The following is an 18,658-nucleotide window of genomic DNA, read 5'->3' as shown; positions in this document are numbered from 1 at the left end:
TTATGACCCCGGACAGCCACGATCCCCTGATTCTTGTTGTAGAAGATGAGCCCAAGCTGGCACAGCTGATGATGGATTATCTGCAAGCCTCTAACTATCGCACGCACCATATTGCCGACGGCAGCGAGGTGCTGAATTATGTGCAAAATACACCGCCTGACTTGATGCTGCTGGACCTGATGTTGCCCGGCCGCGACGGCCTGACGCTGTGCCGGGAGATCCGCCGCTTTTCCGAGCTGCCAATTATCATGGTCACGGCACGCACCGAAGAGATTGACCGCCTGCTGGGCCTGGAAATCGGCGCGGATGACTACATTTGCAAACCGTTTAGCCCGCGTGAAGTGGTGGCGCGCGTGAAAACCATTCTGCGCCGCGTACGCCGCTCGCCGGAAGAGGCGCAGCTGACGTCGCCGCTGATCATCGATGAAGGCCGCTTCCAGGCCAGCTGGCGCGAGCAGGCGCTGGAGCTCACGCCCGCCGAATTTCGCCTGCTGAAAACCCTGGCGTTGGAGCCTGGCAAAGTCTTTTCGCGCGAGCAGCTGTTAAACCACTTGTACGATGACTATCGCGTGGTGACCGATCGCACCATCGACAGCCACATTAAAAATCTGCGGCGCAAGCTGGAGAATCTGGATGCTGACCAGCCGTTCATTCGCGCGGTTTACGGCATGGGTTATCGCTGGGAAGCGGATGTCTGCCGTGTGATCTAGCGGCGTTGATCGCGATCAATTTACTTCGCGCCCGCGTCCGCCTAAAATCCCCACTTTTTGCAGGGCTGTTTGCCGCAGCCCTGTGCGGTCATCCAATGACCGGCCGATTCGACAGCCGCGAGACGCCCCATGTTTAAACCCGAACTCCTTTCTCCAGCAGGCTCGCTGAAGAACATGCGCTACGCCTTTGCCTACGGCGCCGACGCTGTTTACGCGGGCCAGCCGCGCTACAGTTTGCGCGTGCGTAATAATGAATTTACCCACGAGGTGCTGGCGCAGGGCATTGCCGAAGCGCACGCGCTGGGTAAGAAATTCTATGTGGTGGTGAACATTGCGCCGCATAACGCGAAGTTAAAAACCTTTATCCGCGATTTAGCGCCCGTGGTGGCGATGCAGCCCGATGCGCTGATCATGTCCGATCCTGGGCTGATCATGCTGGTACGCGAGGCGTTCCCCGCCATGCCGATTCATCTTTCCGTGCAGGCCAATGCGGTAAACTGGGCCACGGTGAAATTTTGGCAGCAGAGGGGCCTCACGCGCGTGATCCTCTCTCGTGAACTGTCGCTGGACGAAATTGCCGAGATTCGCGCGCAGGTGCCGGAGATGGAGTTGGAAATTTTTGTGCACGGCGCCTTGTGCATGGCTTACTCGGGGCGCTGCCTGCTGTCCGGCTATCTCAACAAACGCGATCCCAACCAAGGTACCTGCACCAATGCGTGCCGCTGGGAATACAACGTGCAGGAGGGCCAGCAGGACGACCTCGGCAATATCGTTGGCATTCATCAGCCCGTGACCGTCCAGCCACCCACGCTGGGCGTCGGCGCCCCCACCGATCGGGTCTTCCTGCTGGAAGAAAAAATGAAGCCCGGCGAGGTCATGAGCGCGTTTGAAGATGAACACGGCACCTACATCATGAATTCCAAAGATCTGCGCGCCGTGGCGCACGTGGAGCGCCTGAGCCAAATGGGCGTGCATTCGCTGAAAATAGAGGGGCGCACCAAGTCCTTTTACTACTGCGCGCGCACCGCGCAGGTCTACCGCCGCGCGATTGATGATGCCGCCGCGGGAAAACCCTTTGACGCCTCGCTCCTGGAAACGCTGGAAGGCCTGGCGCACCGAGGCTACACCGAGGGCTTTTTACGCCGCCATACGCACGACAGTTACCAAAACTATCAGCAGGGTTTTTCGGTGTCTGAGCGGCAGCAGTTGGTCGGTGAATTTACCGGCGAACGGCGCGGTGACTGGGCACAAATCGCCGTAAAGAATAAGTTTATGGTGGGCAATGCCGTGGAGATCATGACGCCTGAGGGCAACCTCAATGCCACGCTGGAGACGCTGCAAAACGATCGCGGCGACGCGGTGCAGGTCGCGCCCGGCGACGGGCACCGGGTCTGGATGCCGGTACCGGCCTCGGTGGCGCTGACGTATGCCCTGCTGCTGCGCAACTTTAATGGCGAAGGCACCACGCAGGCGCCGCGTGGTTGAGATCCCACTTTCGTAAAGAAAATGGGGAAGTTAGAACAGGATCACAGACCGCCAGGCACGTGCGCCTTATCATCGCGCCTGCTGCTAACGAGTAACAACTAACGGCAAGTTCTATCAGGAACCACCTCATTCACCCGCCCGGCTCCCCCGTGCGGGTCTTCTTTTTTTCCGCCTCCGCAAAATAAAGTTTTCGCCGCAGCTATGCTATAACCACTGCACTGAATCACGCATCAAGGAACTGATTATGCAAACTAATTCGCTCACCATGCTGATCCTCAACGGGAAAGGCGCGGGCAACGAAGATCTGCGCGCCGCCGTCACCACGCTGCGTGACGAGGGGTTTAACGTGGCGGTTCGAGTCACATGGGAAAAGGGCGACGGTGAACGCTATATTCAGGAAGCCGTGACGCTGCAGGCGGAAACCGTGGTCGCTGGCGGCGGCGATGGCACCGTCAATGAGATCGCCACGGCATTGGCAAAGCTGCCTGCTGAAAAGCGCCCGGTACTGGGTATTTTACCGCTGGGCACCGCCAACGATTTCGCCACCAGCGTGGGCATTCCCGCGGAGATGGAGCCCGCGCTGCGTCTGGCGCTGGTGGGCAAAGCGAGCGCTATCGATCTTGCTTGCGTGAACGGCGATCGCTTCTTTATCAATATGGCGACCGGCGGCTTTGGCACGCGAATCACCACGGAAACGCCGGAAAAGTTGAAATCCGCGCTGGGCGGCGTCTCCTACTTTATTCACGGCTTAATGCGCGTGGATGCCCTGAAGCCAGATAGCTGTGAAATCAGCGGGCCGGGCTTTGCCTGGCAGGGCGATGCGCTGGTGATCGGTATTGGGAATGGGCGTCAGGCGGGCGGCGGGCAAAAACTCTGCCCGGAGGCGCTCATTAATGACGGCGTACTGAATCTCAGCATCGTGACGGCGCAGGAGTTGCTGCCTACGCTGCTGCACTCGCTGACGCGTGACGATGAGAACCCCAATATCGTCACCGCACAGCTGCCGTCCCTGACCATACGCTCGCCCAATGAGATGACGTTTAATCTCGACGGCGAGCCGCTGACCGGCAGTGAGTTTACCCTTGAGGTGATGCCTGGCGCGCTAAACTGCCGTCTGCCACCGCAGTGTCCACTGCTGGCGTGATCGCCACGGGGCGTCAGACGCCCCTTTTACACTTTGACCCAGCGACGCTCCACTGCCGAGATGGCTACCGCTTCCAACACCTTTTGCACCTGCAGCCCTTCCGTGAAATCCGGCCACAGACGATCGCCGGCGGCGATGCCATTGATCAGATCGCGGATCTCCACGGTTTTTTGATCGTTAAAGCCAATGCCGTGCCCCGCCGACACACAGAAGTTGGCATAGTCAGGGTGCGCCGGTCCGGTCAGTAAGGTTTTAAACCCCTGGCGCCCGGCGGGATCGTCGTGATTGTAGAGCGCAAGTTCCGCCATGCGCTCTTGGGTATAGCGCAGCGTGCCTTTGGTGCCGGTAACCACGTAAGTCAGGCCCATTTTGCTGCCGCAGGCAATGCGCGAGGTTTCAAACACGCCGTGCGCACCGTTTTTAAAACGCAGCAGCGCGCTGGCCTGATCTTCGTTCTCCACCGGCAGCAGCCGCGCGGGATCCTTGGGGTCGGGACGCTGGGCGATGACCGTCATCATATCGCCGCTGACTTCCTCGATCTCACCCACCAAATAGTGCGCCATATTGACGATATGGGCGGCCAAATCGCCCAGCGCGCCCAATCCTGCCAGCGCTTTTTGGCAGTGCCAATCCAGCGGCGTCTCGGGACGGGCGAGATAATCTTCGTTATGGGTGCCATAAAAGTGCACCACGTCGCCAATTTCGCCAGCGGCAATGATCTCCCGCGCCAGTTGGCTGGTGGGGTTTTTCATGTAGTTAAAGCCTACCAGCGTTTTTACACCGGCCTGCTGCGCGGCGAGCACCATTTCTTCTGCGTCCGCGACCGACAGGGACAGCGGTTTTTCTGAGTAAACGTGTTTGCCGTGGCGGATTGCCTCAAGCGCCATCGCTTTATGCAAAAAGTTCGGGGCGCAGATATCCACGACGTCAATCTGCGGATCGCTCACCAATTCGCGCCAGTTTGCCGTGGCGCGCGCAAAACCGAACGCGGCAGCCTGTGTCCTGGCCCGCTCGATATCCACCTCGGCCAGCATCTCACGCACGATTTCGCCCTTGAGCGGGAAAACCGTCGGCGCCTGCGCATAGGCAATGGCGTGACAACGACCAATATAGCCACTGCCGATCATACCGATTCTGACTTTGTTCATGCTGCACCTGCTACAGGAGGGGAGATGATGCGGAATATATGTTTCGTTTTTTGCCGTCACAACGGCGAAATGAAATATCTGTGATCATCTTTGCGAGGTATCTGACATAACCGACAAATCAGGATGTAATTTTGCACAACAATAGTGATTTCAATCACAAACAGCCGTGCTATTCGCCGTCATCGCTTCTTCGCGACGGCAGATTGACGCTTTATTCGGCAGTCAGAAAAAATTATGAAAAAGGGCTTTGACAACCCTCAGCCACCCCGATAATATGCGCCCCGTTCCAAACGATTCCTCTGTAGTTCAGTCGGTAGAACGGCGGACTGTTAATCCGTATGTCACTGGTTCGAGTCCAGTCAGAGGAGCCAAATTCTTGAAAAAAGCAGCCTTTACGGCTGCTTTTTTTATGCCCGTTGCTCAGCCGCGCGGCGCTGACCTCCCCTACGCTACGCCGTTGATGGCCCCCGCTGTGAGCCGGTTCACAACCTTCACCCTTAGGGTTGTCGGGTAGAATCGGTAACGCTATGTTGCCCTCTCTTGCTGCGCGACGTACCGCCATGCTCGCATACTTCCCGCGCGAGGGCCCCTTCGTCGCTCAGGCAACAGGCGGCGAGCTCGCCGATTGCTCACCCGCTGCGCACAGGGGCAGTCGTTTTCATTTCAGGCTAGCCGTGCTGGCCGTAATACGGATATTGCCGCATGTCGACCGCCTATACCCTTACCGCCAGCGAGCCTGTTAATCAGCAGATCTACCGCTATTTGCGTAGAGATATCGTCACCTGTGCCATTCAACCGGGCGCACTGCTGTCGGAGAAAGACGTGTCTACGCGCTTTAACGTCTCGCGTCAGCCGGTGCGTGAGGCCTTTATTAAACTGGCCGAAGCGGGATTGGTGCAGGTATTGCCGCAGCGCGGCACCTTCGTGCGCAAAATTTCTTTGCAGCGCGTGGCCGACGGGCGCTTTATTCGCGAAGCCGTGGAGGTTGCCGTGGTGCGCCGCGCCGCGCTAACGCTGACCGCCAACGGGTTAATGGCGCTGGAACACAACTTACAGCTCCAGCACCTCGCCGCAGAACGTCACGACAGTCAGGCTTTTATGCTGCTCGACGATGAGTTTCATCGTCTCATTGCCGAGGGCATTGATTGCCTGCTGGCATGGGAAACGGTCGAGAACATCAAAGCCACGCTGGATCGCGTGCGTTTTCTGACGCTGAGTGCGCTGGCGCCGCCGGAGAGCCTGATTCAACAGCACAGGGCAATTTTTCAGGCGCTGCAAGCTGGCGATGCTGACGCCGCAGAGTGCGCCCTGCGCCACCATCTGCAAGCGATGATGCTTAACATGGCCCCGATTGCGGCGCAGAACAGCGCGTGGTTTGAAACGCCCTAGCGCCGGACAGCTCCGGCATTAGGCTAACCTGCGGCTTACCACCAGTGATGAAAATGGTGCACCGGCCCAATCCCCTTCCCCACCTCCAGAGAATCCGCGTGCCGCAGCGCCTGCTGTAGCCAGTCTTTTGCCGCCGCCACGGTGGCTGGCCAATCCGGCTGCTGTGGACGCAGCGCGGCCAGCGCCGCCGAGAGTGAACAGCCGGTACCGTGCGTGTGGCGCGTCGCCACGCGCGCGGCGGTAAAGCGCTGGTGTCCACGGCGCGTAATCAGCCAATCGGGGCTTTCGGCGTGCAGCAGGTGCCCGCCCTTCATCAGCACCGCGTCGCAGCCGAGTTGCAGCAGGGCGTCCCCCTGGCGCCGCATGTCCGTTTCATCCTGCGCCTGCGCGCACCCCAGCAACGTTGCGGCTTCAGGCAGGTTGGGTGTGATGAGTGACACCTGCGGCAGCAAACGCTCACGCAGCGTCGCCACCGCCTCGGGCGACAGCAGCGCATCGCCACTCTTTGCCACCATCACCGTGTCCAGTACCACAAACGGCAGTCGGGCCTGTTCCAGCCGCTGCGCGACGGTCTCGACGATGGCCGCCTCGGCGAGCATGCCGATTTTGGCGGTATCAATGCGTACATCATCCAGCACCGCGTCCAGCTGAGCGGTGACAAAGTCTGGATCAACGCGATAGACCGACCGCACGCCGCAGGTATTTTGCGCCACCAGCGCGGTGATTACGCTGGTGCCGTAGGCGCCCAGCGCCGAGAACGCTTTGAGATCGGCCTGGATTCCCGCGCCGCCGCTGGGATCGGTGCCTGCAATCGTCAGGGCATTGATGCGTTTCATGCCGCCGCCTCCGTCGCGCCGTTGATGCCAGTGAAAAAGGCGCCGCAGGCAGGCGGAACGGTGAGTATCCGGCAACAAACGTGTGGCGGTAAGAAGGCAGGCGCGCACGGCGCGTGAGCAAGAAGGTCAGGTTGATAGGTCATAAGGCTCCCAACCGGCGATCAAGAAGGCGAATGCGGTCAGGCATCTGACTTCCCTACGCTGGCATTATCCAGATCAGGTAATACGGGTATTTCTCAGCCTTCACAAAGAAGGGCACCCCGAGTCATTCAGTAACAGGCGTTACTGCGCCTCAGCATACGGCAAGGCGCGGGAACAGCGCAAGCCGCACGCGCGCAGGCAGATTGAAGGTGGCGAAGCGTGCGCGCCCACGTCATTTTCCCGGCGCACATCCCCCTCGGGCAGCGACTATTTTTGCGCCGCCCTCGGCGATACCTTGCCAGATCAATGCCCGGCGTCCATTGCGCTGCAGCGTAAAGCGCTGAAGTTGCGCTATTCGACACCAGGAAGTAAAAAAGCGTGCGGTAAGGCCGGAGCTTGATACATATCAACGTCATCGCGACGCCGTGCGGGCTTAATCCCTGCGGTTTAACGCTTTTCTCACGGACTCAAGATGATCTCACGGCTTCTGGCTTGGATTCCCCACGCCCATCGCTGGCACGTTATGCGCATTACGCGGTGCGGCGCGCAGCGTCCTGATGGACGACAGGGCATGTGCACGTATGTTCAGGCGCGGTGCACAGGCTGCGGGGTGCGACTGCACAAAGTGTTTTATCGCGATATCAGTGATGCACAGGCGCGTCGGTGGTTGGGATAAAAAAAACCCCGCAACACAGGTTGCGGGGTGATGGCGTGGCTATCGCAGCATTATTCAGCCGGCTTGGTGCGGATCAGATAATCAAAAGCACTTAGAGAGGCTTTCGCACCTTCGCCGCTGGCGATGATGATCTGCTTGTACGGCACCGTGGTGCAGTCGCCTGCTGCGAATACCCCTTTCAGGCTGGTCTCGCATTTGGCGTCGATGAGCACTTCGCCCATTCTGTTCAGCTCAACCGCGCCTTCCAGGAAGCCGGTGTTCGGCAGCAATCCAATTTGCACAAAGATGCCGCTCAGTGCGATCTCATGGCTGGTTTGGTTAGTGCGGTCGATGTAGCTCAGGCCGGTGACTTTACTGCCGTCGCCTTTGACTTCGGTGGTTTGCGCATTGAGGATCACATCCACGTTTTTCAGGCTGCGCAGTTTATCTTGCAGCACTTTGTCGGCGCGCATTTCGCCCGCGAACTCCAGCAGCGTGACGTGCTCAACGATGCCCGCGAGATCGATGGCCGCTTCGACACCGGAGTTACCGCCGCCAATGACCGCCGTACGCTTGCCCTTAAACAGCGGGCCGTCGCAGTGTGGGCAATAGGTCACGCCCTTGGTGCGATACTGCTCTTCGCCCGGGACGCCCATGTTGCGCCAGCGCGCGCCGGTGGCAATGATGATGCTGCGCGATTTCAACACCGCGCCTGAGGCGGTTTCGAGCGCGTGTAAACCGCCCGCTTTTGCCGCCGGAATCAGTTTGATGGCGCTCTGGGTATCAATGACGTCAACGTTGTAATCTTCCACGTGCGCACGCAGGGAACCCGCCAGCTTGGCGCCTTCGGTTTTCGGCACGGAGATGTAGTTTTCGATGTCGACCGTGTCCAAAACCTGACCGCCGAAGCGCTCGCCCATCAGACCGGTGCGGATGCCTTTACGCGCCGAGTAAATGGCTGCTGCCGCCCCTGCCGGGCCGCTGCCAACAATTAGCACGTCGTAGGCCGCACGTTTATTCAACTCTTCTGCGGCGCGCTTGTCGGCGTTGGTATCCACTTTACCCACAATCTCAGCCAGGCTCATACGGCCCTGACCAAACTCTTTACCGTTGAGGTAAACCGCCGGCACGCCCATCACGTTACGTTCGGTGATCTCGTGCTGGAACATACCGCCGTCGATGGCCGTGTGACTGATGCGCGGGTTCAGGATCGCCATCAGGTTCAGCGCCTGTACCACATCCGGGCAGTTATGGCACGACAGCGAATAGTAAGTTTCAAAGTGCAGCTCGCTGTCCAGCGCCGCAACCTGCTCCAGCAGACTTTGCGCTTCTTTAGAAGGATGCCCACCGGTCTGCAGCAGTGCCAGCACCAGGGAGGTAAATTCGTGGCCCATTGGGGAGCCGGCAAAACGCGGCCCGCCGCTGCGGCCAGGATTGGTAATCAAAAACGAAGGTTTACGCACCGGCCGATCGTTCTCTTCGCGGAAGCTGACTTTTTCTGACAGGCTGGCGATGTCGGTCAGCAGCGTGCGAATCTCAGCAGATTTCGCGCTGTCGTCCAGCGTAGCAATCAACTCAACCGGTTTTGTTAATTTCTCAAGGTAGGCCTTGAGCTGCGTTTTTAAATTGGTGTCGAGCATAGTGAGTTCCTGTCAAGAAAATCGGGTGCCGCAGCACCCGATTGAGAAAGATCGAAGGGCTGGGCGGTGGTTAGATTTTGCCAACCAGGTCCAGTGATGGTGCCAGCGTGGCGTCGCCTTCTTTCCATTTAGCCGGGCACACTTCACCTGGGTGAGAAGCCACGTACTGGGCGGCTTTCACTTTGCGCAGCAGGTCAGAGGCGTCGCGGCCGATGCCTTCTGCGGTGATTTCGATCGCCTGGATGATACCTTCTGGGTCAACAATGAACGTACCGCGATCGGCCAGACCTTCAGCTTCACGCATGATTTCGAAGTTGCGGGTCAGTGCGCCAGTTGGGTCGCCGATCATCGCATACTGGATCTTGGCGATGGTGTCAGAAGAACCGTGCCAGGCTTTGTGGGTAAAGTGCGTGTCAGTGGAAACGGAGTAGATATCTACGCCCAGCTTCTGGAACTCTTCATAATGGTCTGCAACATCACCCAGCTCAGTCGGGCATACGAAGGTGAAGTCAGCCGGATAGAAGAAGAAAACACTCCATTTACCTTCAACGTCTTTTTCGGTTACGTCGATGAATTCGCCGTTTTTGAAGGCGGCATTTTTAAAGGGTTTGATCTTGGTATTAATAATGGACATGAGTGACCTCCGTTAAAATATGTGATGCAAGTTACATAATTTTTGGGCCAACTTCTAATAAGCAGGCGTTATCACTCAGATAACCAAAAGCTATCAAGTGGCCCAAAGCCAGATTTCATGCGGCTTGCCGCGGCATTCTACACAGATTAACCCGGCATTTAACAGGCTTTCTCGCCTTTGGCGTCGCCTGCTACTTTTAGAGTATGACCTCTATTGCGGGAGCCTGATGTGGAGATTCGTTTGTTTAAGGAAAGCGACCGGCCCTTTTTGCGCACGCTCTATCTGGCAGCGCGACGCCACAGCTGGACGTGGCTAAAAGGCGATGCCTGGCAGCTGGAAGATTTTGATGCGGTAATCCTGGGAGAAACGGTGCTGGTGGCAGAGTTAGAAGGCCATCGCGTCGGTTTTGCCGGGGTGTTGGACAACGATAACTTCTTACACAGCCTGTTTGTCGATCCTGCTTTCCAGGGGCGCGGCGTCGGCAGCGCCCTGCTTACCGCGGCGCAGCAGCGCTTCACCTCGACCGGCGCGCTGAAGTGTCTGGCGCAAAACCGCGCGGCGCTGGCTTTTTACGAAAAACAGGGCTGGCATCGGGAAGCGCTGGGTGAAAGCGAACAAGGCAAATACGTGCTGATGCACTTGCCGCTGGCGGCGCGCGCCAGCGGCAAGGCTGCGGGTTAGATCGCCCGGAAGGCGATATCGCCGGGAATGACGCTGCCCTGCCAGTAGAGTTGGGCCGCTACGCGCCCCGCCAGCTGGCGATACAGTGCGGTAAATTCGCTGTCCGGACGGCGTATTACGGTAGGCTCGCCGTCGTCCAAATCTTCCCGCAGCGTGATGTGCAGCGGCAGCTGAGCCAGCAGCTGGATATGATAATCATCCGCCAGCCGCTGCGCGCCGCCGGTGCCAAAAATGGGTTCGTGATGCCCGCATTCGCTGCAGATATGGATACTCATGTTCTCGACCACACCCAGCACCGGTACGCTGACTTTTTCAAACATCACCACGCCTTTACGCGCATCCATCAGCGCAATGTCCTGCGGCGTGGTAACCACCAGCGCGCCGGTCACCGGCACGTTTTGCGCCAGCGTAAGTTGAATGTCGCCGGTGCCCGGCGGCATGTCCAGCACCAGGTAATCCAGCTCAGGCCACAGCGTTTCATTGAGCAGCTGTGTCAGCGCTTTGCTCGCCATCGGCCCGCGCCATACCATCGCATTGTCCTCGGAGGCCAGGTAACCAATTGAGTTAGTGGCTAAACCGTGGGCGAGAATAGGCGCCATGTGTTTGCCATCAGGCGAGGTGGGACGTTCATGCGAGGTGCCCAGCATACTGGGCACGGACGGGCCGTAAATATCCGCATCGAGCAGACCGACGCTGGCCCCCTCCGCCGCCAGCGCCAGCGCCAGGTTCACGGCGGTGCTGGATTTGCCCACGCCGCCTTTGCCCGAACTCACGGCAATGATATTTTTTACGCCGCTCACGCCCGGCAGGTTTTTTACCCGCTTCAGCGTGGCGACGTCGTGACGCAGACGCCAGTCGATGGCGCGCGCCTGGGTCAAACGCAGCAGCTCGGCGCTGGTTTCGGCTTTCAGTTCGTCAAAGGCGCTGCCCCACGCAAACGGCATGAGCAGTTCGATATGTAACGTGTCGTCCAGCAGCGCCACGTGGTGCAGCGCTTTCAGCGTGACCAGATTGTGACGCAGCGTGGGATGGTCAAAGCGATTCAGGACGCTGATAACCACAGCGCGCAGGGCTTCAGGGGTGTGATGCTGCCGGGATTGTGAAGTCATCCCTACTCCTCTCTTTTCATGGCGCCAGCGATCGGCGATGTGCTTTCAATGATATCAGATAGCCATTAAAAGTGACGTAGCGGAGCAGCCGTGTTTACGCCAGAGGGTGCATCAGTTAACATCTAAACCCGATTTTTCATTCACGGAAAGCTACGCAAATTATGACTCAAGTCACTAAAAAAATTCTGGTAACGTGCGCCCTGCCGTACGCAAACGGCTCTATCCACTTAGGTCACATGCTTGAGCATATTCAGGCTGACGTGTGGGTCCGTTACCAGCGAATGCGTGGCAACCAGGTTTACTTCATCTGCGCGGACGATGCGCACGGTACGCCGATCATGCTGAAAGCACAGCAGCTCGGCATTGCGCCCGAGCAGATGATCGCGGAGATGAAGCAAGAGCACGAAGCGGATTTTGCCGGCTTCAATATCAGCTATGATAACTACCACTCTACGCACGGTGAAGAGAACCGCGAACTGGCTTCGCTCATTTATTCCCGTCTGAAAGAGAACGGTTTTATTAAGAACCGCACCATTTCACAGCTCTACGATCCTGAAAAAGGCATGTTCCTGCCGGACCGTTTTGTGAAAGGCACCTGCCCAAAATGCAAAGCGCCCGATCAATATGGCGATAACTGTGAAGTATGCAGCGCGACCTACAGCCCAACCGAGCTGATTGATCCGAAATCCGTGGTGTCGGGTGCGACGCCGGTGATGCGCGATTCTGAGCACTTCTTCTTTGACTTGCCGTCGTTCAGCGCCATGCTGCAGGCGTGGACGCGCTCCGGTGCGCTGCAAGAGCAGGTCGCTAACAAAATGCAGGAGTGGTTCGACGCCGGGCTGCAGCAGTGGGATATTTCCCGTGACGCGCCCTACTTTGGCTTTGAAATTCCCGATGCGCCGGGCAAGTATTTCTACGTCTGGCTGGACGCGCCAATTGGTTACATGGGATCGTTCAAGAACCTGTGCGACAAGCGCGGCGACATTGATTTCGATGAATTCTGGCAAAAAGAGTCGACCACCGAGCTCTACCATTTCATTGGCAAAGATATCGTTTATTTCCACAGCCTGTTCTGGCCAGCGATGTTGGAAGGCAGCCAGTTCCGCAAGCCGACCAATCTGTTTGTGCACGGCTATGTGACGGTGAATGGCGCCAAGATGTCAAAATCGCGCGGCACCTTTATCAAAGCCAGCACCTGGCTGCAGCATCTCGACGCCGACAGCCTGCGCTACTATTACGCGGCCAAGCTCTCCTCGCGCATTGACGACATCGATCTGAACCTGGAAGATTTTGTCCAGCGCGTGAACGCCGACATCGTCAACAAAGTGGTGAATCTGGCTTCGCGTAACGCTGGCTTCATTACCAAACGCTTTGACGGCCAGCTGGCCAGTGAGTTGGCTGACCCTGCGCTTTATCAGACCTTTGTGGACGCCTCCGAGCGCATCGGCGAGGCGTGGGCAAATCGTGAATATAGCCGCGCTATTCGTGACATCATGGCGCTGGCGGATAGCGCGAACCGCTACGTTGATGAGCAAGCGCCGTGGGTGGTGGCGAAACAGGAAGGCCGCGACGGCGATCTGCAGGCCATCTGTTCAATGGGCATTAATCTGTTCCGCGTATTAATGACCTGGCTGAAACCGGTGCTGCCTGCGCTGAGCGAGCGCGCCGAAGCATTCTTGCAGAGCGAACTGCAGTGGGATGCGATTGCCCAACCGCTGTTGAATCACCAGGTTGCCCCGTTTAAAGCGCTGTACGGACGTATTGAAATGGCGAAGGTCGACGGGCTGATTGCGGCCTCTAAAGAGGATGCGGCAGCGGCCAACGCGCCTGCACCAACCGGTCCGCTGGCGGATGCACCGATTGGCGATACCATTACCATTGATGATTTTGCCAAAGTGGACATGCGCGTGGCGCTGATCGAGCAGGCAGAGTGCGTGGAAGGCTCCGACAAGCTGCTGCGCCTGTCGCTGGATCTGGGCGGTGAGAAGCGCCAGATTTTCTCCGGCATCCGCGCGGCATACCCGGATCCCTCGGTGCTGGTGGGTAAAATGACCATCATCGTCGCTAACCTTGCGCCGCGTAAAATGCGCTTTGGTGTCTCAGAAGGCATGGTGCTGTCTGCGGGACCGGGCGGCAAAGACCTGTTTGTGCTGTCCGTGGACAGCGGCGCACAGCCCGGCATGCCCGTGAAGTAAGTGAACCAGCCGCCTGTCAGGCGGCTTTTTTATGGGGTTAAACGTCAGGAGCCTGTTGTGTTAACTGCCTGTTGGCGCTATCTGCGCGCCTTTATCATTATCTACGCTGCGCTGTATGCCGGTAACGGGCTGGCGCGCTTGCTGCCGTTTACGCTGCCGGGGAGTATCCTCGGCATGCTGATGCTGTTTATGCTGCTGGCGCTGCAAATTTTGCCAGTAGAGTGGGTGAAACCCGGCTGCCATCTGCTGATCCGCTATATGGCCCTGCTGTTCGTGCCGATTAGCGTGGGCGTAATGAGCTACACCGATCTGCTCACCGCCCAGTTTGGCCCGATTGTGGTCTCCTGCACGCTCAGCACGGTTCTGGTTCTGCTGATTGTGGGGTTGAGCGCAGACCGCCTACAGCAGCGGGGAGGAAAATCCCATGAGTGATGCCTGGTGGTCGCTGCCGCTGACCCTGGCGGCCTTTCTGCTGGCGCGCAAGCTGGCGAGCAAACTCAAACTGCCACTGGTCAATCCCTTGCTGGTGGCGATGGCGATCATCATCCCTATTTTGCTGCTGACCCATCTGCCTTACAGCCGCTATTTTGCCGGCAGCGCGCTGCTTAACCAGCTGTTGCAGCCTGCGGTCGTCGCGCTCGCGCTGCCGCTCTATGAGCAGATGCACCAGATTCGGGCGCGCTGGAAAACCATCATTACCGTCTGTTTTATAGGCAGCCTCACGGCCATGGTGTCCGGCACGGCCATTGCGCTGTGGATGGGGGCGACGCCGCAAATTGCCGCCACGATTCTGCCCAAGTCCGTCACCACACCGATTGCCATGGCGGTGTCGGGTTCGCTGCACGGCATCCCCGCCATCAGCGCAATCTGCGTGCTTATCGCTGGCGTACTCGGCGCGGTGCTGGGACATACGCTCCTGAACCTGTTTGGCGTGCGTAAAACCGCCTCGCGCGGGCTGGCAATCGGTAACGCCTCGCACGCCCTGGGCACGGCGCGCGCCGCCGAGGTCGATTACCAGGAAGGTGCGTTCAGCTCACTGGCGCTGGTGATCTGCGGCATTATTACGTCCCTGTTGGCGCCGTTTATTTTCCCGCTGCTGATGCGGTGGTTGGGCTAAAACTTTGCGAGAGATCTCGCAAAGTTGAAACAACCTAAGCAACTTGCATTGTCATAGCGACATGGATCACATATAAACCTCAGGCGGCGCGTTGCCGCCACCGCGTTTTATGAGGTCATCACACCATGCATCCACGATTTAACCCGGCATTCGCTACACTGCCCGTTACCTTACAACGCGCCCTTCAGCCACTGCTGGACGATGAAAATTTTCACGGCGTGTTAAACCCACAGGCGGTGACGCAGCTGCAACAGGCAACCGGAATGGATGACGATGCGCTGGCGCTGGCGCTACTGCCTATCGCTGCCTGCTGCGCCGTGGCTCCCATATCTCATTTTAACGTGGGTGCTATCGCACGTGGCACCAGCGGCGCATGGTATTTCGGCGCCAACATGGAGTTCACGCACGCCACCATGCAGCAAACCATTCACGCGGAGCAGAGTGCCATCGCGCACGCCTGGCTACGCGGAGAGCCTGCGCTGGCGACCATCACGGTGAACTACACGCCCTGCGGTCACTGTCGGCAGTTTATGAATGAACTCAACAGCGGCACCGCCATCCGCATTAGCCTGCCAGGTCGCGCCGTGAATACGCTGGCCGATTACCTGCCAGACGCGTTTGGACCGGCCGATTTGGATATTGCTGAGCGGTTGATGACGCCCAATCAGCAAGGTTTCGTGCCGCACGGCGATGCGCTGCAGCAGGCCGCCATTACGGCTGCGGACCAGAGTCATGCGCCGTACAGCCGCAGCTACAGCGGCGTGGCGCTGCGCACCCGCGCCGGCAATCTTTATAGCGGTCGCTACGCTGAAAATGCGGCGTTCAATCCGAGTTTACCGCCGCTGCAGGCGGCGCTGATTATGCTGAACATGCATCACGAAGACGTTCACAGCGTGCAGCAGGCGGTACTGGCGGAATGTGAGGCGTGCACCCTGACCCAGCGCGACGCCACGCGCGCCACGCTGGCCGCACTGGGCTGTGACGATTTTTCAGTTACTTTAGTTTCAAAAACATCAGTTTAGTGATCGTTTCATCGCTTTTGTGACCTGCTGTTAACAAAAGCTGTACATCTGCAAGAAATCTCATAGGATCGGGCGCCAGAACGTCGTTAAAAACAGGTCTGGCGTCTCGCTCTCCCGTCGACGCGCCAGCAGACACTGCAACCGGAGCAAACACTGCATGGAACTCGAGTACGAAAGTAAACGTCCGCTGTATATTCCTTACGCGGGTCCGATCTTGCTGGAATTTCCGCTGTTGAACAAAGGCAGCGCATTCACGCTGGAAGAACGTAACGAATTCAACCTTAACGGCCTGCTGCCTGACGCCGTTGAGACCATCGAAGAGCAGGCAGAACGCGCCTGGCGACAATTCCTGGATTTCAAAAACAACAACGACAAGCACGTCTATCTGCGCAATATCCAGGACACCAACGAAACCCTTTTCTATCGCCTTCTCGACAATCATCTCGAAGAGATGATGCCCATTATCTACACCCCCACCGTTGGCGCGGCGTGCGAACACTTCTCGGAAATTTATCGCCGCGCGCGCGGCGTGTTTATCTCCTATAACAACCGCGATCGCATTGAAGACATGCTGCAAAACGCCACCAAGCAGAATGTGAAGGTGATTGTGGTCACCGACGGCGAGCGCATTCTTGGCCTGGGCGACCTGGGCATCGGCGGCATGGGGATCCCTATCGGAAAACTGTCGCTGTACACCGCTTGTGGCGGCATCAGTCCGGCTTATACGCTGCCGGTGGTGCTGGACGTCGGCACCAATAACCAGCAGCTGCTGAACGACCCGCTGTATATGGGCTGGCGTCATCCGCGCATCACGGGCGAAGAGTACGAAGCTTTTGTTGACGAATTTATTCAGGCAGTGAAACGCCGCTGGCCTAACGTGCTGCTGCAATTTGAAGATTTCGCGCAGAAAAACGCCATGCCGCTGCTGGAACGCTATCGGGATGAAGTCTGCTGCTTTAACGATGATATTCAGGGCACCGCAGCGGTGACGGTCGGCACGCTTATTGCCGCCAGCCGTGCGGCAGGTAGCCGCCTGTGCGAGCAAAAAGTGGTGTTCCTCGGCGCCGGTTCTGCCGGATGCGGTATCGCCGAGCAGATTATTGCGCAGATGAAATCGGAAGGTCTGACTGACGATGAAGCGCGCGCACGCGTCATGATGGTCGATCGCTTCGGCCTGCTGACCGACAAACTGCCAAATCTGCTGGATTTCCAAACCAAGCTGGTGCAGAAAAGCGAAAACCTCAAAGAGTGGGACGTTACCAACGATTCCATTTCCCTGCTCGATGTGGTGCGCAACGCCCGTCCAGATATTCTGATCGGTGTGTCAGGCCAGCCAGGGCTGTTCACTGAAGAGATCATTCGTGAGATGCACAAACACTGCCCGCGTCCGATTGTGATGCCGCTCTCGAACCCGACATCACGCGTTGAAGCGACGCCAGCGGATATTATCGCCTGGACCGACGGCGCGGCGCTGGTGGCCACCGGCAGCCCCTTCTCTCCGGTGACCTGGAAAGGGAAAACCTATCCTATCGCCCAGTGCAACAACTCCTATATCTTCCCGGGAATTGGCTTGGGCGTGATCGCGGCCGGTGCCACCCGCGTGACCGACTCCATGCTGATGACCGCCAGCCGCGCGCTGGCCGATTGTTCGCCGCTGGTGAACGACGGTGAAGGTCCGGTCTTGCCGGAGATCAAACACATTCAGGGCGTCTCAAAACTGATCGCCATGGAAGTGGGCAAAGCGGCGCAGCTGGCGGGCGTGGCGGTAGTCACGTCAGAAGATGTGCTGTCGAAAGCCGTTAACAACAATTTCTGGCTGCCGCAGTATCGTCACTATCGCCGTACCTCCATCTAACCGAGGGCGTTTGCCGGCGCCCTCCGGCAACGCTTAAAAAAACGCCAGGCAACTGGCGTTAACTTGCTTACCGCACCCGCCTCAAGTAGCCTTGCTGCATTCGGTTTATCCGCCATCTGAGTGCCCGCGCGCATGATTAAACGCGTTTTCATCGGTCTGATTTTCATCATTTTAGCGATGATGGCGACGGCGCTCGGCCTTGATCGCTGGATAAGTTACAAAACCGCGCCCTACATCTACGACGATGTTGCCTCGCTGCCCCATCGTCAGGTTGGCGTGGTGCTTGGCACCGCCAAGTACTACCGCACTGGCGTCATTAACCAATATTATCTCTATCGCATTCAGGGTGCGCTTAACGCCTATAACAGCGGCAAGGTGAACTACCTGCTGTTGAGCGGAGACAATGCGCAGCAGAGCTATAACGAGCCAGTAACGATGCGCCGCGATCTGATCAAAGCGGGGGTCGATCCCGCCGATATCGTGCTGGATTATGCTGGATTCCGCACGCTAGATTCGATTGTGCGCACGCGGAAAGTATTTGATACCAACGATTTTATTATCATCACGCAGCGCTTTCACTGTGAGCGTGCGCTCTATATCGCGCTGAACTTGGGTATCCAGGCGCAGTGCTACGCGGTGCCCTCACCGAAAAATATGCTGTCAGTGCGTTTCCGCGAAGTGGGTGCCCGGCTTGGCGCGCTGGCCGATCTCTACCTGATGAAACGCGAGCCGCGCTTTCTCGGCCCGCTGGTTCCTATTCCAGCCGTGCACGACGTCCCGGAAGATGCGCAGAGCTATCCAGCGGTAACGCCTGAGCAGCTGCTGGAGCTGGACGAGAAGCGACAAAAATAGCGCTGGATAGCGGAAATAAAAAAGGCCGCGACAGTCGCGGCCTTT

At 58.1% G+C, this 18,658-nt stretch carries 16 protein-coding genes, 1 tRNA gene and 1 riboswitch; of the genes, 12 read left to right on the top strand and 5 right to left on the bottom strand.

Annotated elements, in window-relative coordinates; translation table 11 throughout:
- Positions 1–2 precede the first annotated feature (2 nt).
- The 3 genes from baeR to yegS all read left to right on the top strand — a co-directional run bounded on the left by baeR (position 3) and on the right by yegS (position 3,339).
- Positions 3–710 carry a two-component system response regulator BaeR gene (baeR, locus tag LU196_RS05145; RefSeq protein WP_232759582.1) on the top strand — a complete coding sequence of 236 codons (708 nt, stop codon included), beginning with the start codon at positions 3–5 and terminating at the stop codon, positions 708–710.
- Positions 711–839: 129 nt separating this feature from the next.
- A complete protein-coding gene (gene yegQ / locus LU196_RS05140) occupies positions 840–2,195 on the top strand; it encodes a tRNA 5-hydroxyuridine modification protein YegQ (RefSeq protein ID WP_232759581.1) in 1,356 nt (451 codons plus the stop codon).
- Positions 2,196–2,439: 244 nt separating this feature from the next.
- Positions 2,440–3,339, top strand: a complete 900-nt coding sequence (gene yegS, locus LU196_RS05135; protein ID WP_232759580.1) for a lipid kinase YegS — start codon at positions 2,440–2,442, stop codon at positions 3,337–3,339.
- 26 nt (positions 3,340–3,365) lie between these two features.
- Here the strand turns inward: yegS and LU196_RS05130 are convergent, their stop codons facing one another.
- Positions 3,366–4,487: a Gfo/Idh/MocA family protein gene (locus LU196_RS05130; RefSeq protein ID WP_232759579.1), complete on the bottom strand. Its 1,122-nt coding sequence runs from the start codon at positions 4,485–4,487 to the stop codon at positions 3,366–3,368.
- A gap of 295 nt (positions 4,488–4,782) precedes the next feature.
- Between LU196_RS05130 and LU196_RS05125 the strand changes: the two genes are divergently transcribed.
- Together LU196_RS05125 and LU196_RS05120 are read left to right on the top strand one after the other, a co-directional pair.
- A tRNA-Asn gene (locus LU196_RS05125) sits at positions 4,783–4,858 on the top strand.
- A 331-nt stretch (positions 4,859–5,189) separates the two neighbouring features.
- Entirely contained in the window at positions 5,190–5,876 is a 687-nt protein-coding gene (locus LU196_RS05120) for a GntR family transcriptional regulator (protein ID WP_232759578.1), read from the top strand.
- A gap of 35 nt (positions 5,877–5,911) precedes the next feature.
- On the opposite strand, the gene thiD is transcribed toward LU196_RS05120, so the two are convergent.
- From thiD to ahpC, 3 genes are all read right to left on the bottom strand, one after another.
- Positions 5,912–6,712, bottom strand: coding sequence for a bifunctional hydroxymethylpyrimidine kinase/phosphomethylpyrimidine kinase (thiD, locus tag LU196_RS05115; RefSeq protein WP_232759577.1), 801 nt, complete (start codon positions 6,710–6,712; stop codon positions 5,912–5,914).
- 176 nt (positions 6,713–6,888) lie between these two features.
- Positions 6,889–6,985, bottom strand: a riboswitch (TPP riboswitch).
- Positions 6,986–7,579: 594 nt separating this feature from the next.
- Positions 7,580–9,148: an alkyl hydroperoxide reductase subunit F gene (gene ahpF / locus LU196_RS05110; RefSeq protein ID WP_232759576.1), complete on the bottom strand. Its 1,569-nt coding sequence runs from the start codon at positions 9,146–9,148 to the stop codon at positions 7,580–7,582.
- A gap of 70 nt (positions 9,149–9,218) precedes the next feature.
- Positions 9,219–9,782, bottom strand: coding sequence for an alkyl hydroperoxide reductase subunit C (gene ahpC, locus LU196_RS05105; protein ID WP_010617942.1), 564 nt, complete (start codon positions 9,780–9,782; stop codon positions 9,219–9,221).
- Positions 9,783–10,010: 228 nt separating this feature from the next.
- On the opposite strand from ahpC, the gene LU196_RS05100 reads away from it, so the two are divergent.
- Positions 10,011–10,463: a GNAT family N-acetyltransferase gene (locus LU196_RS05100; RefSeq protein ID WP_232759575.1), complete on the top strand. Its 453-nt coding sequence runs from the start codon at positions 10,011–10,013 to the stop codon at positions 10,461–10,463.
- On the opposite strand, the gene apbC is transcribed toward LU196_RS05100, so the two are convergent.
- Positions 10,460–11,572 carry an iron-sulfur cluster carrier protein ApbC gene (gene apbC / locus LU196_RS05095; protein WP_232759574.1) on the bottom strand — a complete coding sequence of 371 codons (1,113 nt, stop codon included), beginning with the start codon at positions 11,570–11,572 and terminating at the stop codon, positions 10,460–10,462. The genes LU196_RS05100 and apbC overlap by 4 nt on opposite strands.
- Before the next feature lie 161 nt (positions 11,573–11,733).
- Between apbC and metG the strand changes: the two genes are divergently transcribed.
- From metG to sanA, 6 genes are all read left to right on the top strand, one after another.
- Positions 11,734–13,767 carry a methionine--tRNA ligase gene (gene metG / locus LU196_RS05090; RefSeq protein ID WP_232759573.1) on the top strand — a complete coding sequence of 678 codons (2,034 nt, stop codon included), beginning with the start codon at positions 11,734–11,736 and terminating at the stop codon, positions 13,765–13,767.
- Between the two features lie 57 nt (positions 13,768–13,824).
- A complete protein-coding gene (locus LU196_RS05085) occupies positions 13,825–14,199 on the top strand; it encodes a CidA/LrgA family protein (protein ID WP_232759572.1) in 375 nt (124 codons plus the stop codon).
- On the top strand, positions 14,192–14,884 hold the full coding sequence (locus tag LU196_RS05080) for a CidB/LrgB family autolysis modulator (RefSeq protein ID WP_232759571.1): 693 nt from the start codon (positions 14,192–14,194) through the stop codon (positions 14,882–14,884). The genes LU196_RS05085 and LU196_RS05080 overlap by 8 nt, the downstream gene beginning before the upstream one ends.
- Before the next feature lie 125 nt (positions 14,885–15,009).
- Entirely contained in the window at positions 15,010–15,906 is an 897-nt protein-coding gene (gene cdd, locus LU196_RS05075; RefSeq protein WP_232759570.1) for a cytidine deaminase, read from the top strand.
- 157 nt (positions 15,907–16,063) lie between these two features.
- Entirely contained in the window at positions 16,064–17,761 is a 1,698-nt protein-coding gene (locus LU196_RS05070) for an NAD-dependent malic enzyme (RefSeq protein ID WP_232759569.1), read from the top strand.
- Positions 17,762–17,893: 132 nt separating this feature from the next.
- Positions 17,894–18,613 (top strand): outer membrane permeability protein SanA, encoded by a 720-nt coding sequence (gene sanA, locus LU196_RS05065; RefSeq protein WP_232759568.1) that lies wholly within the window; start codon positions 17,894–17,896, stop codon positions 18,611–18,613.
- Positions 18,614–18,658: the final 45 nt, after the last annotated feature.

Origin of the sequence: Pantoea sp. Mb-10 (assembly GCF_021272205.1) — a bacterium.
Classification (GTDB): Bacteria; Pseudomonadota; Gammaproteobacteria; order Enterobacterales; family Enterobacteriaceae; genus Pantoea.
This window is presented reverse-complemented; position numbering and strand designations above follow the sequence as displayed.

Bases quoted from the DNA above. Each gene is read 5' to 3' on its own strand.
- baeR (WP_232759582.1), top strand. From the start codon at position 3: ATGACCCCGGACAGCCACGATCCCCTGATTCTTGTTGTAGAAGATGAG.
- yegQ (WP_232759581.1), top strand. From the start codon at position 840: ATGTTTAAACCCGAACTCCTTTCTCCAGCAGGCTCGCTGAAGAACATG.
- yegS (WP_232759580.1), top strand. From the start codon at position 2,440: ATGCAAACTAATTCGCTCACCATGCTGATCCTCAACGGGAAAGGCGCG.
- LU196_RS05130 (WP_232759579.1), bottom strand. From the start codon at position 4,487: ATGAACAAAGTCAGAATCGGTATGATCGGCAGTGGCTATATTGGTCGT.
- LU196_RS05120 (WP_232759578.1), top strand. From the start codon at position 5,190: ATGTCGACCGCCTATACCCTTACCGCCAGCGAGCCTGTTAATCAGCAG.
- thiD (WP_232759577.1), bottom strand. From the start codon at position 6,712: ATGAAACGCATCAATGCCCTGACGATTGCAGGCACCGATCCCAGCGGC.
- ahpF (WP_232759576.1), bottom strand. From the start codon at position 9,148: ATGCTCGACACCAATTTAAAAACGCAGCTCAAGGCCTACCTTGAGAAA.
- ahpC (WP_010617942.1), bottom strand. From the start codon at position 9,782: ATGTCCATTATTAATACCAAGATCAAACCCTTTAAAAATGCCGCCTTC.
- apbC (WP_232759574.1), bottom strand. From the start codon at position 11,572: ATGACTTCACAATCCCGGCAGCATCACACCCCTGAAGCCCTGCGCGCT.
- metG (WP_232759573.1), top strand. From the start codon at position 11,734: ATGACTCAAGTCACTAAAAAAATTCTGGTAACGTGCGCCCTGCCGTAC.
- LU196_RS05080 (WP_232759571.1), top strand. From the start codon at position 14,192: ATGAGTGATGCCTGGTGGTCGCTGCCGCTGACCCTGGCGGCCTTTCTG.
- cdd (WP_232759570.1), top strand. From the start codon at position 15,010: ATGCATCCACGATTTAACCCGGCATTCGCTACACTGCCCGTTACCTTA.
- LU196_RS05070 (WP_232759569.1), top strand. From the start codon at position 16,064: ATGGAACTCGAGTACGAAAGTAAACGTCCGCTGTATATTCCTTACGCG.
- sanA (WP_232759568.1), top strand. From the start codon at position 17,894: ATGATTAAACGCGTTTTCATCGGTCTGATTTTCATCATTTTAGCGATG.